Origin of the sequence: Leptolyngbya sp. DQ-M1 (assembly GCF_039962505.1) — a bacterium.
In the GTDB taxonomy this organism is placed as follows: domain Bacteria; phylum Cyanobacteriota; class Cyanobacteriia; order Leptolyngbyales; family Leptolyngbyaceae; genus Leptolyngbya.
In genome coordinates, this window is record NZ_JAMPLJ010000005.1 from 26,592 (window position 1) to 43,100 (window position 16,509).

At 49.0% G+C, this 16,509-nt stretch carries 8 protein-coding genes; 5 read left to right on the forward strand and 3 right to left on the reverse strand.

Going from position 1 to position 16,509, the window contains the following annotated elements:
* Positions 1-255: 255 nt before the first annotated feature.
* Both NC981_RS16605 and NC981_RS16610 read right to left on the reverse strand, forming a co-directional pair.
* Positions 256-942, reverse strand: a complete 687-nt coding sequence (locus tag NC981_RS16605; protein ID WP_348243977.1) for a hypothetical protein — start codon at positions 940-942, stop codon at positions 256-258.
* Positions 943-1,507: 565 nt separating this feature from the next.
* Entirely contained in the window at positions 1,508-3,655 is a 2,148-nt protein-coding gene (locus NC981_RS16610) for a polyribonucleotide nucleotidyltransferase (protein ID WP_348243978.1), read from the reverse strand.
* Between the two features lie 399 nt (positions 3,656-4,054).
* Between NC981_RS16610 and NC981_RS16615 the strand changes: the two genes are divergently transcribed.
* The 4 genes from NC981_RS16615 (at position 4,055) to tpiA (ending at position 11,407) form a co-directional block, all read left to right on the forward strand.
* On the forward strand, positions 4,055-7,114 hold the full coding sequence (locus NC981_RS16615; RefSeq protein ID WP_348243979.1) for a DEAD/DEAH box helicase: 3,060 nt from the start codon (positions 4,055-4,057) through the stop codon (positions 7,112-7,114).
* A 4-nt stretch (positions 7,115-7,118) separates the two neighbouring features.
* Positions 7,119-7,925, forward strand: a complete 807-nt coding sequence (locus NC981_RS16620) for an SWIM zinc finger family protein (RefSeq protein WP_348243980.1) — start codon at positions 7,119-7,121, stop codon at positions 7,923-7,925.
* A 382-nt stretch (positions 7,926-8,307) separates the two neighbouring features.
* On the forward strand, positions 8,308-10,584 hold the full coding sequence (locus tag NC981_RS16625) for an FG-GAP-like repeat-containing protein (RefSeq protein WP_348243981.1): 2,277 nt from the start codon (positions 8,308-8,310) through the stop codon (positions 10,582-10,584).
* A gap of 97 nt (positions 10,585-10,681) precedes the next feature.
* The gene (gene tpiA / locus NC981_RS16630; RefSeq protein WP_348243982.1) at positions 10,682-11,407 is read left to right on the forward strand and encodes a triose-phosphate isomerase; all 726 of its coding nucleotides are present in this window, start codon (positions 10,682-10,684) and stop codon (positions 11,405-11,407) included.
* Positions 11,408-11,586: 179 nt separating this feature from the next.
* Here the strand turns inward: tpiA and NC981_RS16635 are convergent, their stop codons facing one another.
* Complete coding sequence (locus tag NC981_RS16635; RefSeq protein WP_348243983.1) at positions 11,587-14,658, reverse strand: plasmid replication protein, CyRepA1 family; 3,072 nt, start codon at positions 14,656-14,658, stop codon at positions 11,587-11,589.
* A 696-nt stretch (positions 14,659-15,354) separates the two neighbouring features.
* Between NC981_RS16635 and NC981_RS16640 the strand changes: the two genes are divergently transcribed.
* Positions 15,355-16,434 (forward strand): hypothetical protein, encoded by a 1,080-nt coding sequence (locus NC981_RS16640; protein WP_348243984.1) that lies wholly within the window; start codon positions 15,355-15,357, stop codon positions 16,432-16,434.
* Positions 16,435-16,509: the final 75 nt, after the last annotated feature.

The window sequence follows — 16,509 nt, forward strand, 5'->3', positions numbered from 1 at the left end:
TGCTATTTAAGCTTTGGGCTTAGTAATGCTATGTAGTCACTTGTATAGAAGGTTGTCAGGCGTGCTGTCAAACGACACCGCGTCGTAGTTCAATCGTCAGGGAGGGCGATTCTTTTACTTCTTTCTTGTCGCGTTCGTCTATCGACGTTGCGTAGCAATCGCCATTTTCACCAGTATTGTCAACTTAATCCGAGTCGTGACAGCAGTGCGATATTACCTGTAATCGGTTGATGGAAGCATTTTGTCGGAGCGTCTCTAGCCGATCGGGACATTACGAAAAACACGGACGTTTGGAATATCCAAATCGATGCGATCGAGATCCTTTGGCACTCGCACTGTCACCGAAGCATTGACTGTCGCGCCCGGACTTAAGCTTGCCATTGTGACGAACTGACTATTCGGGGTTTGGGCACTCACTGCCATGTATTTCTCGTTGGTGCGAGTGTTCAGCGCGTAGGCGTTGGGTAAATCGATTTCAGTAAGTCCCTGTACGGGTTGATCGAGGCGACGAATCCGGAGTTGAATTGTCGCGAGATTAGGATTTCCAGATTGGGTGACTCGGTTTGCCGATAGAATTTCAACTTCGCCCGATCGATCTAGGGTCGGTTGGCGATAACGACCGGGTTCGATTTGTTGAAATCGATTTTGGGCGATCATCGGCGCGATCGGACGACTAATACCTTGATTGGGCAAACCTGACTGCGCTGGATTGGGTGCAGGTTCGCTTTGTCGCCGCAGACTACTTGCTTGAATTGCGGCAAAGCAACTCAGAAAGAAAGCAATCACCGACAGCAAGAGGGCTAGACCCGAAGCGATGTCAGTCATCGGTGTGCCTTGATGTGAATTCACCCTAGGCGGAACCGGTAGGGGATCGGCGCGACGTGGAGAATCGAGATCTGGTTCTAAAGCTTTTCGGGGGGGAGTGTTCCGTTCTTGCACCATCATGCTCACCATCAAGGGATTGTCGCTCAATTTTATGGGTGAAACCGCCTGACTCGTCCTCCCCCGTAGAAGGATCTTTTTTGCTGTGATCGGGTTTGGTGAGTTGATTGATGAGATGGCGATCGCTATTTCAGTGATCTGGAGAGCTATTTCAGTGATCTGGAGAGCTGTTTTAGTGCTCCGGAGAGCTGTTTCAGTGGTCGCGATCGCTATTTCAGTGATCTGGAGAGCTATTTCAGTGATCTGGAGAGCTGTTTTAGTGCTCCGTTGGGCTTGTACTGCTCACGAATGATCGGGCGATGGAAAGTCGATCACGAACGATCAATATCAATAAAGAGATAATACCGAATTAAACATAGAATGCGACAGATCATACTCAAAGTCCCCCATTCTGGGGGATTTAGGGGGCGAGAATCTGTCGCATCCACAAATCAATCTGGTATAAGAACGATCAGCACAAAAAATCCGCAGACCTGCTCATTGTGAGCGATCGTGCGGATTCCATGTTTCGATAATTCTACCTTGGGATCAGGAATCGTTCTTGGAATAAACAATCCCCAAACTGTTATTTCGAGGCGGCTTCTCGCGCTGCACTGGCTTCGTCGGGATGAATGCCCAAACGAGTAAGATTGACTCGACCCCGGTTATCGATTTCGCGGACTTTCACGACCACTTCATCGCCCACCATCACCTCATCTTCAACCTTACCGACGCGATGATCAGCAAGCTGCGAAATGTGAACCATGCCTTCTTTGCCGGGGAGAAACTCGACAAATGCACCGATCGGGATAATCCGCGTCACTTTACCCGCATAGATATCGCCTGCATTCAGCTTGCGCGTCATGCCTTGGATAATCGCTTTAGCACGTTTGGCTTTCTCGCCTTCGATCGCAGAAATTGTCACCGTACCGTCTTCCGCGATGTCAATCTTGGCTCCGGTTTCTTCGGTGATGCCTTTGATCGTCTTACCGCCCGGCCCGATGATCATGCCGATTTGATCGGAATCGATCTTGATCGTCAACAAGCGAGGTGCATAGGGCGAAAGCTCTGGGCGAGGTTTGTCGATCGCTTCGAGCATTTTGTCGAGGATATGCAGACGAGCGGGTTTTGCTTTGTGAATTGCATCAGCAATCACGTTCATCGGCAACCCAGTAATTTTCATGTCGAGTTGCAGCGCTGTAATTCCTGTGTCGGTTCCAGCGACTTTGAAGTCCATATCGCCTAAGAAATCTTCGATCCCCTGAATATCAGTGAGGATGCGGATTTCTTCACCTTCTTTGATTAGCCCCATCGCCGCGCCACTCACGGGCTTGATGATTGGGACTCCGGCATGCATCAGTGCCAGCGTTGATCCAGACACAGAACCCATTGAAGTGGAGCCGTTTGAAGACAAGACTTCAGACACGACTCGAATCACATAGGGAAACTGTTCTTTGGGGGGAAGAACGGGAATAAGGGCGCGTTCGGCTAATGCCCCGTGACCGACTTCACGCCGACCGGGCGATCGCATCGGTCGCGTTTCTCCTACCGAGAAGGGCGGGAAGTTGTAGTGGTGCAGATAGCGTTTTTCGGTGTCGGGGTGCAAATCGTCCATTTCTTGTTCATCGCCCGGACTGCCGAGAGTCGCGATCGATAACACTTGAGTCAGTCCGCGATTGAATACACCGCTACCGTGAACTCGCTGCGGCAGAACGCCGATTCGACAAGAAATCGGGCGAATTTCGTCGAGCTGGCGACCATCGACGCGGACGTTATCTTCGACGACTTGACGACGCATCAGCGTTTTGGTCACGTCTTTGAAGGTGTTGCTAAGGGCTTTGGCATCGGTGGATGCTGCCGCTTTGACTGGATCATCTTCGGGCAGGGCTTCGATTTCAGCCACCAGTGCGGCTTTGACTTCATCAAGTGCTGCATCGCGAACGGTTCTGTCTTTTTCTAACCGAGCAAGAATCTCTTTGACCGGAGCCGTGACGCGATCGCGGATAAAATGCTCCAGCGTTTGATCAATCACCGGCGCTGCTTCTTGCACTAACTCGATGCCGAGCGCTTCAATAAACTCACGCTGCGCTTGAATCAGATCGCGCACCGCTTCGTAGCCGAAATCGATCGCTTCGATCATGTCCGCTTCGGGCAGTTGATTTGCGCCCGCTTCGACCATAATCACGCCGTTCGGAGAGCCAGCGACGACTAAATCTAAATCACCCGACTCAATCTCTTTGTAAGTGGGGTTGATCACAAAATCATCGCCGACTAAACCCACTCGCACCGCTGCCATCGGGCCATTGAAGGGGATTTTAGCGAGCAGGACTGCGATCGATGCCCCCGTGACGGCAAGTACATCTGGCGGCACTCGTTCGTCCATTGACATCGTCGTGGCGACCACTTGAATGTCATCCCGTAACCAGGCGGGGAATAGCGGACGCAGGGGACGATCGATTAAACGGCTGGTGAGAATTGCTTTTTCTGGGGGACGACCTTCGCGCTTAAGAAATCCACCGGGGATGCGCCCGGCTGCGTACAAGCGCTCTTCGTAATCCACGAGCAAGGGCAGAAAATCGATGCCCTCTCTTGCTTTTGCACGAGTCGCAGTCACCAGAACTGCTGTATCTCCTGACTCGATTAAAACTGCTCCTCCAGCTTGGGGGGCTAACAAGCCGACTTTGAGCCGAATATCCCTACCATCAAAGGATATTGACTTCTCGAACTCTTGCATGAATTATATTTTCCTTTCTTCTCTTTTCCTACTACCGCAATCCTAACATCGATATACTTTTGCTGACCTTTTTGTTTGCAATAGAGTGGAGGGATTTTAGTTGAAGAAGTGGGGGATGGAGAGTGGGAAGTGGGTCGAGTTCATGGGGGTTTGGGGACGAAATCATCGCTGAAACGATCGCGGTAGAATGAAGCGAGGGATTTGAATTTGAAGGCAGGATTACAACTTGTTAGATTGCTTAAAGAATGGAAAGCTTTCTTGATTTTGGAGCGTAAAGATTGCGTTCGATGAGATTAAATTTTGCAGCAGATTCTTACTTAGGCGGGGCGATTTCTTAGAAGATTCAGAAGTGGCTTGCCGAAAGTTGAGCTAGTTCGCTTTTATTTTGAGTAGTTTGGCATGGCAGTTTTACATGGTGGATGGTTTGCTCAAGCGCCCGACTCTGAAGGGGGCTTGTTTCTGTGGGGGGAAACGTGGCGCAGGTTGGAGGCGATGCCAACTGATGCAGGCGTTCTGGCGCACCCCTATGCGATGAATCAAGCCGAACTGCTGGCGTTCTTAGAACCGTTGGGATTAAAGCTGCCGCAGATTGAACCTCCGAAACGCGGACGTAAAAGCGCAGCGAATCTGGAAAACTGGACGGTGCGATCGCTCTCGTTACCAAAGGACGGAGAAGCACCGCAGCTTTCTGCGTCTGCGATCGCGGAATGGGTGCTGTATCCCTGGAAGGTTGAGGGGCTGCGGTTGAATTCGGCTCAGGCGTTTGACTTTCTGAATTCTTTGCCGTTGGGTGCTTTGGGAGATGATTCGTTTTTGGGTGGGGATTTACGATTTTGGTCGCATACAGCGCGGTGGGCGTTGGATTTGCTGGCGCGATCGAAGTTTTTACCGGATTTGACTCACTGGGAAGCTTTGCTGGATAGCTCAACGGATCAAGCGAGGTTGCGTCACTTTGCGCGCCAGATGCCTTCAGTTTGTCGGTTGTACCAGAATTGCGAGGAGATCGCGATCGATTTGCCGATCGAACCTCAAGATTTACTCCGAGATTTTCTCAATCAATTGATTGATGCTCAAGTTCGCAAATCAGTTACGGCACCCCGGAATCCATCGATCCTACAAGCTTGGATTCAAGGACTGGGTACAAAATCATCAACGCTAGGCGAAACGGAATCGAAAACGCTATCGACGGCATTATCGAATTGGAAAGCGCCACTACAGAAAACGCAAGCACAATTTCGCGCTTGCTTGAAGTTGATTCCACCTACGGAAAGCTATCAACGCTGGAAGATTGAATATCTGCTGCAAGCGATCGACGATGCAGAGTTCACCGTTAGCGCTCCGATTATCTGGCGCAATCCGGTCGAGCAACTGAATCATGAGGGACGAATGATCGATCGACCCCAAGAAACTTTGCTGATGGGATTGGGATTAGCATCACGCTTATATCCACTGATCGAACCGAGCCTGCAAGAAGCTCGACCGCAAGCCTGTTTACTCGATCCAACTCAGGCTTATGATTTTTTGATGAATGTTGTGTGGCGCTTGCAGGATAGCGGAATTGGTGTGGTTCTGCCACCCAGTTTGGCAAATCGCGGTGGACTGGCGAATCGATTAGGATTGCGAATCAAAGCGTCAACGCCGGCGAAACAGAAGAAAGGCAAGCTGGGATTACAAAGTTTATTGAATTTTGAATGGGAATTATCGATCGGCGGTCAAAGGTTGACGAAACGCGAGTTCGATCGATTAGTGGCGCAGAATTCGCCTTTGGTTGAAATTAACGGTGAATGGGTAGAGTTAAGAGCGCAAGATATTAAATCTGCACAGTCGTTCTTCGCGGCACGAAAAGATCAGACAACGCTATCGCTGGAAGATGCACTCCGAATTAGTACCGGAGATACCCAAACGATCGAGAAACTTCCGGTTGTGAGTTTTGAAGCATCGGGCGCATTGCAAGAGTTAGTCACAACGCTAACGGGAACCGGAACGCTAGAGGAAATAGAAGCGCCCAAAGAATTTAGAGGTGAATTAAGACCGTATCAAGCTCGTGGTGTAGCCTGGCTACAGTTTCTTGAAAGATGGGGCTTGGGTGCTTGTTTAGCGGACGATATGGGATTGGGAAAAACGATCCAGTTAATCGCCTTTATTCTGTTGCTGAAGCAGAACAAACAACTGGAGAACCCTATCTTATTAGTCTGTCCAACTTCGGTTCTCGGTAACTGGGAGCGAGAAGTTAAAAAGTTTGCGCCGACGCTAAAAGCGATCGTGCATCACGGAGATAAACGATCGCAAGGACAAGCTTTCGCCAAAGCTGTGCAGTCCTGCAATTTAGTGATTACCAGTTACACACTTGTACAGCGCGATTTGAAAATACTTCAGCTTGTTTCGTGGCAAGGAGTTGTACTCGATGAAGCTCAGAACATTAAAAATGCAGAAGCAAAACAGTCTCAAGCTGTGCGAGAACTAGAAGCAGAATTCCGCATTGCATTGACAGGAACGCCGGTCGAAAACCGGTTAACTGAACTGTGGTCAATTCTCGATTTTCTCAATCCGGGTTACTTAGGACAGAAAAACTTCTTCCAGCGACGATTTGCGATTCCGATCGAGCGTTACGGCGATACCACTTCACTGCAAACGCTGCGATCGCTAACTCAGCCTTTCATTCTCAGGCGTTTGAAAACCGATCGCTCAATCATTCAAGACTTGCCGGAGAAACAGGAGATGCCTGTTTACTGTGGATTGTCTGCGGAACAAGCAGCGCTCTATCAAGCAATAGTCGATCGCTCCCTTGCTGAAATCGAAGCAGCAGAAGGTATTCAGCGCAAAGGCATCATTCTGGCACTACTCACGAAGCTAAAGCAAATCTGCAATCATCCTGCATTGTTCAATCGAGAAGAAAGCATTCCGTCGAACCGATCAGTGAAGTTGCAACGACTCGAAGAAATGCTCGAAGAAGCGGTTGCAGAAGGCGATCGTGCTTTAATCTTCACTCAATTTGCAGAATGGGGAAAACTGCTGAAACCACATTTAGAACAGCAACTAGGACGTGAAACGCTGTTTCTCTATGGCAGCACTTCAAAGAAACAGCGCGAAGAAATGATCGATCGCTTCCAAAACGATCCGCAAGCTCCTCGAATTTTCATTTTGTCGCTCAAAGCAGGCGGAGTCGGCTTGAATCTCACTCGTGCAAATCATGTGTTTCACTACGATCGCTGGTGGAATTCAGCAGTCGAAAATCAAGCCACCGATCGCGTCTTTCGCATCGGACAAAAGCGGAATGTGCAAGTGCATAAATTCGTTTGTACCGGAACGCTTGAAGAACGCATTCACGACATGATCGAAAGCAAAAAAGCCTTAGCCGAACAAGTCGTGGGTACAGGCGAGAACTGGCTGACTGAATTAAATACCGATCAGCTTCGAGATTTACTCTTGCTCGATCGTAGCGCTGTGATAGAGGATTAAACCGATGAGTGATTCTTACGTACAACCTAACCGTGAATGGTGGGTACAACAGTGGATTGATTTGTTAGAACGCATTGGATTTACACAGCGATTAGCACGAGCGAGAAACTACGCGCGTCAGGGAAACGTTCTCAGTCTCGAATTCAACGGTGCAAAAGTAATCGCAAAAGTGCAAGGAACGGCACCGGAACCGTATGAAGTGTCATTTTCGCTCGATCGCTTTACTGATGAAGAATGGGGCTATGTGATCGAATCGATGGCAGAACGGGCAATCTTTTCTGCCAAACTCCTAGCTGGAGAAATGCCGCAGAACATTCAAGATGTCTTTATCGCTAATGGATTGAGCCTATTTCCATACGACAAATCTGCGATTCATAGTCGCTGTTCCTGCCCTGATCCGGCAAATCCTTGCAAGCATATAGGAGCCGTTTACTATTTGCTGGGCGATCGCTTCGGAGAAGATCCGTTTGTGTTGTTCCAACTGCGCGGACGCAGCAAAGAAGAAATTATTAATGCACTGCGTCAGATTCGCAGCTCCGGAGAAGAAAGCGCGATCGCATCAGAGAACGCGATCATTCGAGCGATCGCCCCCCTGAATCCTGATCAATTTTGGAACTACAGCGATCAGCTTGAGCCTTCCTTAATCGTCATCACTCCGCCGCCCAGCAGCGAAACGGTTTTAGATGTGTTAGGAACAATTCCGCTCAAAATCGACCCGCCTGCGAATCAAGCCGCAATGGAAACCCTGAAACTGATTTATCAAACGGTCAGTATGGGAGCAGTGCAAATGGCAATGGCGCTGAATCTGTAAAGATTTCTGGGTTGTAAGGAGATTCAAATTCCTTAATTTAGACTTTCAATAATTTTAACAATTTCGATTAGAAGGAACTTAATTTCTGCAAGATCTAATATATTCATCAATCAACATTGTTGATCCGGAATATTATCTTTTCTCCTATCGCTGAAACTTTTCAGTAGAATAGCTTAGACACTCGAATCCTCTCCATACCGCAAGCTCAGCGCCTAACTTCTAAAGATTTTTTGAGACAATGCAAGTTTTTAAAGCAAAGATAAAGCACCTGCTTTTCCTAAACGAGCTGTTTGAAAATTCAATGTAGGTTGTACGGGTTTCGATAAGAAAAGCTCACCGAAAATGGTAGTTAGAAAGAGTACAAGATTTTTGGCTCTAGAGAATGGCAGGACAAAATATCCTTACTGAATCTTTCAGAAATGCAGATGTTAGCCAATTCAATTGGCTCCCTGGTATCAGTCAAGCTGGAGCACTTCCCCCAATTTTGACCGCTCGGAGCAGCAGTTCTGCTTCTCCAGGTGGAATTGCTGGCGGTGGCGCAGATGCTCCCGGCAGTGGCGCACTCCGCCTCACCAACAATACCCAGGGTCAAGGCTCCTTTGTGATCTACAACAAACCCCTGAATGCTGCATCAGGGCTGTCAGTCGAGTTTGATTTATACGCTTATGGGGGAAGCAGTGCTGATGGTATCAGCTTCTTTTTAATCGATGGCACTCAGAGTCCCACCGCAGGCGGTGCAGTGGGGCGCAGCTTGGGCTACTCCTCAGACTCGTCTACTGGTGCCGCCGGAATTGTGGGCGGATATTTGGGAGTCGGCTTTGATGAGTTCGGTAACTTTTCGACCAGCGAAGCCGGAGCAGCGGGGATCGGCAACAGACCTCAATCGATCGCCGTTCGCGGTCGAGAAGGACTGAACTATCCACTCCTACAAAGCGTTGCTCTACCTGATGGAAGCCGCATTGATGTTCCCACAGCCACAAGTCGAGCGGGCAATGCTCGGCGAGCCAAGATTGATCTGACGACCGCTGGGCTGCTTTCTGTAGCACTCGATGTCAATGGCAATGCTGTTTTTGACAGCGGTGAGACCTTTATTTCCAATCTCAACGTTACCCAGAATCTCAGCTCAGGCGATAGCCCCCTGCCCACGACCTTCAAGTTTGGCTTTGCGGCTTCAACAGGAGGATCCACCAACTTCCACGAAATCAATAACCTTTCGATTAGCACCTTTTCTGGAACCTACACGCCGCTGGTCGAATTCCCTACAACGACCGGCGTGATTTCGTCGCGTAGCTCTACGATCACAGCAAGTATTGATGTCGCGACCGACAAAGCAGTCACTATTCCGCTCCTTGTCGGTGGCACAGCCCAGAACAACATCGACTATCGGCTTTCGTCACAAACGATCACGATCGCGCCTGGACAAACCACAGGCAGCATCACGCTCACCAGACTGAACTCGCCAACCGCTGCGGATAAAACGATTCAAATCAATCTTGACACTCCGACCAATGCTGACAGAAGCCCACGGAACGCAGCAGTAAACCTCGTATTGGCACCTGGGGTGACATTCACGAATCCTACCGACTGCGAGATTCCCGATTTTGATGGCAACGGCGGCGTTGATTTGCCCTGGCGCAATGTGGCAACGACTGAGAGTGCAATTTGGTTGATCGATGGGACGCAAGTAAGCGCGGCTGGCTTTACAACGACAACTGGGCCTAACTGGGAAATCGCTTCCACCCGCGATTTCAACGCTGATGGTAGAACCGACCTGCTCTGGCGTAATGGTGTTACAGGTGAGAATGCAATCTGGTTAATGAATGGCACGGCGATCGGGCAAGCCGTCTTTATCACACCACAAGCTGATCTCAACTGGGAGATTGTGGGTTCACGCGACTTTAACAATGATGGAAAAGCGGACATCTTCTGGCGGAACGGAGTGACGGGTGAAAATGCGATCTGGCTGGTGAACGATACGACGATCGCCAGTGCTGCGTTTCTCACAACGACTGCGACAAGCTGGCAGGTTGCTGACTTTGGTGACTTTAACAACGATGGCAAAGCGGATCTGGTTTGGCGTAATGCTGTCACAGGTGAAAACGCCATTTGGTTAATCGACGGAACGACGGTCAGTGGCGCTCAATTTCTCGCAACGATCGAGGATTTGAATTGGCAAATCATTGCCGCAGGGGATACGAGCGGTGACGGGAAAGCAGATTTGATCTGGCGGAATCGATCGACGGGCGCGGATGCCGTCTGGTTAATCGATGGCACGACCGTAGCAAATGCACAATTTCTCTCGACGGTCAGCGATACCAACTGGCGGATTGCCGATGTCTGTGACACCAATGCGGATGGAAAAGCAGATTTAATCTGGCGCAACTCTGCAACGGGAGAAAATGCAGTTTGGCTGTTGGATGGAACCACGGTTGCCAACGCTGGCTTTATTGGGACAGTTGCTGATCTGAACTGGGAGATTATCGGCGCACGCGATACGAGCGGAAATAGCAAAGCCGATCTGATTTGGCGGAATCGATCGACAGGTCAGAATGCAATCTGGCTAATCGACGGTATTACGGTCGCTGCTGCTGGATTCCTGCCGACGGTAGAAGATCCAAACTGGCAGATTCAAATTCGTCCGGGTGCGCTAGCGCTCTAAAGGCAGCGGAATCGGGAGCGATCACTCCCGATTCCCCTCCAAAACTGTCCCCGCGAAGCCGTAGACTGGAAAATGCAATTTAATAAGCTGACAGACCGTGCGAAAAATTATCATTGCTGGCAATTGGAAAATGTTCAAAACCCAGGCAGAAACGCTGGAGTTTTTGCAGGGATTCATGCCTCAGTTGGAGAACACACCTGACGATCGAGAAATAGTGCTGTGTGTGCCGTTTACTGATTTAGCAGTGTTGTCGAAGAATTTGCACGGAAGTCGGATACAGGTCGGGGCGCAGAACGTGCATTGGGCAGAGACGGGAGCCTTCACGGGCGAGATTTCAGCGTCGATGCTGACAGAATTAGCAGTTCGCTATGTGGTGATCGGGCACAGCGAACGGAGACAGTATTTTGGCGAAACGGATGAGACGGTGAATCTGCGGCTGAAAGCGGCTCAAAGTGCTGGATTGAAGCCAATTCTTTGTGTGGGTGAAAGTAAGCAGCAACGGGATACAGGTGAGACTGAAGCGGTGATTTTCGCTCAGCTTGAGAAGGATTTGGCGGGCGTGAATCAAGACAATTTAGTGATTGCTTATGAGCCGATTTGGGCGATCGGAACTGGAGATACTTGTGAGTCGATCGAAGCTAATCGCGTGATCGGGCTGATTCGCAGTCGGTTGAGTAATCCGAATGTCACGATCCAATATGGTGGATCGGTCAAGCCTGAGAATATTGATGAAATTATGGCGCAACCGGAGATTGATGGTGCTTTGGTGGGGGGTGCAAGCCTTGATCCAAAAGGCTTTGCTCGACTTGTCAATTTTCAGTAAAAGCGATGAAGCTTCGGAATGAGGTGATGGTTCTAGCAAAAGAACTAAATCGGAGCTAGAACCATCACCCTCATCGAACATCGAACAACTTCAGCTTATCCCAGATCCTAGCCAGAGCAGGTAATCGCACCCTTCCCCAAGCACAATGGCTTCCCCAAGCACAATGGGGTTAGGCGGGGTTAGGCAGATTGCTCAATCCACTCATCGATCTCCGAGAAATCATTACAGCCTGTAACTTCCATCAGCGTTTGTAGCATTGCAAGATCCTGCTTTTCCCATTCCGCCAGAATTGAGTCGCGATCGTCTTGGGGTGGAAAGTATTTGTAGATTCGCAATCCGCCGCGCCGTCCATCCGGTGCAACAGCTCGACCTGTACAGGTGAGTTTGACTCCAATTTTGCCGAGTAGGGTTTGAACAATCGCGATCGGTGCCAGCTTCTCGGTCACGGTGAAACTAAACAAGGCTTTCATGTCGTCGCGGCACTCTAATGCCGTTGTTGCCACGAATTGAACCAAATCATCGGTTGCGAGAATCTTCTCTCCGGGTTTGAGAAATTCTAGGATTCTTAGCGATCGTAATGCTTCGACTTGAGCGGTGAGGAGTTTGACATCCTGAATGGAGATTTTGCCGTCTCCGCGCTCTAGATGGTCTTCGATCTCTTGCATATCGTGGAGTCGGACATATTCTGGATTGCGAGTCAGGTAGTAATACAATCGCAATTGTGTATACCAGCCATCATCATCTTTGAGTTTGATCTCTGGTGTGATCGTTTCAACGTTGTATTTACGCTTCAGTTCATGCTTGCGTTTACTGTAGCGTTTCTGAACGGTTTGTTCTGCTTGTTCTTTGAGTTCGTAATATTCTGCTGGAGTGATTTCTGGAGAATCGGAAACCGCGATCGCTTCTGCGGTTTGATTGCGAGTCCGAATCGCAGAAATCACCTGAGCAATGCGATCGCACACTTTCAAGTCATGCCGCGCTTCCAAGAACTCAAAGCCTGGAATGTTCAGAACGCCCGTCTTTAGTTGAGCCACCATTTGATCTGTAATCGGTAACTGTCCAAACATCTTCGTTAAATCGTCTGTGACTAATGTCACCGTATGACCTTCGAGCAGTAGCCCATTGCGAAACTCGCGCCGATAGCGCCACAGAGACGCATTCACTCGCGCCGCCATTTTCGCCCAAGTCCGCAGCGCGATCGGGTTACTCTGCTCATCCAAATCAAAATCGATATCTTTTAGCAATGCAATGTTGTACTGAACCGATTTCGTCACCGATTGCGCGACATCGCGGTAGTTACAGCTTCCATTACCAATTTTTCCAGGGCCGAAATGTGCTGCCCAAATGTAACGAGGAATCGGTTCACGCACTCTCGCTAAAGCTTGCCGGGACTCCGAATCTGGAGTTACCCCTTGGAAGATACCGAATACCCCTTGGAAGTGATTGCGGACATCGATCGAGACTCCCGTTCCGATCGTGGGTGTTGCCAAAACGATATCGTAATCACCCACAACATCATTAATGCGCTCAGCAATGTGATAAGCAGCATGATCCGGATCGGAAACAGTTTCGCTATCAATTCGGAGAATGCGCTTTTCGGGAAACTGCAATCTGAGGTAAGTTTCTAAATTCTTAGAACTCCAGCGACCTCGGACTTTCTGAGAATCGACGCAGACGAAAACGGCTCCAGTTTTTAGAACGGATTCCATGCGATCGATCAAAGGTGCAGGATTTTTCGTGTCGTATAGCGAAACATTCCAAGAAATTTCTGGCTTCCATTGATTCACCACCACCCAAGGTGTTACCGGAGTTTCTGCCAATCCGCGTAAGTAATCGATGCTGACATCTGACAAGTCTGCGTCTTGTGCAATCACCAATCCATCGGTCGCCAGTACAGTCTCGATTAATTCGCGCAGGGTTTCGAGAATTCTGACGCGCTGATTGTAGCAAGTTGCACTATTGAGCGCGTGCCATAACACCTGTTCGACTTCATCGAGAATGACGATCGCACCTTCCCACTCTGCCGCATTAAACCGGATGCGCGAGTTCGGATGCAGCGAATCAATACACAATCCATAGCTGCCCGGATTTTCCGAATTCAGCGCATCAGTAATCCAATCAATCCCAATACTTTGACAAATTGCTTTACCGAGTTGAATGCGATGGGTGATCACCAGAACTTTGCGGGCAGCTTTCGCTGTGCCAGGGGCAACGGTTGCCGTTTTGATTAATCCTTGTAGGGCTGTTGTTTTCCCGGTTCCTTTAGCACTTTTAATACAAGCTAAACCAGATTCGGGATAAGGCAGATCTCCTAAATACGGCTGATTTAATGTAAGTGAGGGTGTATAGGTTAGTGACCATAATTTTGATGCCTGCCAAAACTCAAGCTCAACCGCTGATTCATATAGTTTTGCAAATGCAGCATGACCATGAGCCACAATAAAATCGTCAACGCCTTTTTCAGCACCTGGCAGTGCAATAACTTTAACCTGACAGCCCGCATTGGTTAAGAGTTGCCCTAAACGAGAAGTCGCAAGAAAAATATTTTGTAAGGTTCGCGGTTTTGTTTCGTAATCGAAGCAGATGTGAACGGTTCTTTGAGTCGTGGCAAAATGACCGAGTTCTGCGATTAGTTGCCGAGTTTCGCGCCGATAGCCGCTAAAAATTCCGGGAAGCGCGATCGCGGCATAGCCCAAACTCAACAGACAACCCGCTTTCTTCTCGCCTTCGGTGAGCACGATCGGCAAATTATTGCGCCAAACCCATTCCCAAAAGTTCGTTGCTCCAGCAATTTCGATTTCAAACCGTTCTGCAACCTTCTGCCAAATCCGCATGGGTACATCGAGCAGAATCAATCGGCTAGAGCCTTTACCCAGACTGGGACTGAGATATTTTGCGGGTTTGCTTTTCGTGCGATCGACGATCGGCGTATCGGCATCGGGCTTAAACCGTCCCCACTCCATCCGCTGCCAGTGGTTAAGCGGATCAATTCCGCTCACCCACCAGCCCCGCACCGATTCCCGCGCTTGTTGACCAAATCGCGTCACTTTCCAATTCAGCCGCTCAGCGATCGGATAACTCGCCTCGCGAGTAAATGGATCGAAGTCGGTATCATGCAGCGATCGTACATTCCGGCGAATAATCTCCGGATCGACACCGCTCATTAACCATTCTTGTTCGTGATCGGGCGCAAGGTAGCCCTCGATCGATTTTGCCGCTTCAGAAGAAACAATTCTGAGGGAAGTTACCATCAGTCCTGCTCCTTCTGACATAAATTCGCACACGAACCTGGCGCAGACGTGCCGCACCTGATACAATATCTAGACATAGAAATCAAGCCCAATCTTTTTGGGCAAACAAGGTTATCAACCCCTTTGGCTGACTGTGGTAGGGAAGCTCGAGGGGTTTTGCTTATGCAATTGAAATTCTAGATTGGCGGACTTCTTGAAGCGGTGGTAGTCGCCTGAAATCGCGCAATCTAATTCGAGACAAACAAGGTTAGTCGGGTCATGCAGGTTAAACATTACCGACGTGGAAAGCAGATTAACACTGATCCAGCAGAGGCTCAAGAGGGGATGGATCAGCGATCCGGGGGAGTGATAGGTGAGTTAGAGGCACAAGTTAGGTGGGAAGTTGGACGGGGGAGGAATAGGCAGTGGGAAGTGGAGAGCGGGGGAATTAGGGAGTTTGTGAGGGATGCGATCGCGTAAAATAGCTTCACCCCTGGATCGAATCAACGACAGAGTTACAGGGAAAAGATCGACGCGGCAGTTACAGAGATCGCGATCGAAATCAGACGCAGGCGTTACAGAACTGAGTGAAATTACTACTAGCGATAGGGGCAGCCTGGATCATTCCGGCACTAAATCTCCAGATATAGCGTTTAACCTCTAGACAAAACTCCGAGGGTAGGGCACTATATGTGGGGTCTAGAATCTTCGAGAGCGATGAAACCACTAGAAGCAGCCTTTCCCGTCGATAGTCAACTTTTGATGGTGTTGCCCAGAGCCAGCGCATCCATCCGCAATCCAGATGTACGACTGCCGATTTTGCGATCGGATGCTAACGGCTATTACTTGGAGATGCGAGTGGAGGCGGATGCTCAGGACGAAAGCGAATTTGCTGTGATTCGTCGAGTGCCGCTAGAAAATTTGACCGAAGAAGAATTAATAGAGTTAAAAACCGAATATGCCAAGCTCGATTGGGCAGCTTGTGTCCGGAAAGGCGTAAGCAATGGATTAGAAAAAGTCCACGATCGCCGGATTCAAAGAATGTTTATGGCGTTGATGACGTTTCTGAATCCACGTCAGATTTCGATCGTGCTGTATCTCTATAAATTGGCGGCCCAACAGCAAAACGGCGGAACAGTGACGTTCCGATCGAATGATTTACTTGAAAGTTTGGGATACACCCGCACAAAGGATGGCGGATTTGCGTCGAAGCTGCGATCGCAACTGAATCGAGATTTAGTCACGCTGCATCGAACCGAATTAGTATTAGCGCAGTCGTTCAAAAAAATGCACCAAAATCGTGGCGCAAAAGTCATGATTAAAAGCATTCTGCGAATCAAAGATTATGAAGTGGACACTGCTCCGCGGGATTTTGATATTACAAAAGCCGCGGATTACACTTATGAATTGGCAGATTCTTACACGATCTCTCTAGAGTTTTTTGACAGTTCTCGAAACGGGGATTGTGTCCTTTTTCCGAATCAGTTCGACATTACTCAACGGCTGGGTACGAACGCGAAGTGCGATTATAAAACCAAGCTTCTCATCTATCTAGCAAGTCGAATGAAATGGGATAGCTTAACCGATGGACAATTCATCTCTGTTTCTAAACGATACTTGTTCAAAAACCTTGATTTACTCGGCAGTAATTCTTCTCGAAATAACCAAATTCTTTGGCGCACTGTGGACGAACTCAAAGCAGATGGCTACCTCTTGGGCGCACAAGAACTCTCAGGAAAAAGTCGCATTTCTACGATTCAATTCCAGATTGATTCAACCAAATTGAAGTGCAAATAGTCTACTCCCCACTCTCCACCCCAGATAACCCTACAAATCCCACCCAAGGTTCACGCTAAAATTAAGAAGTATGAA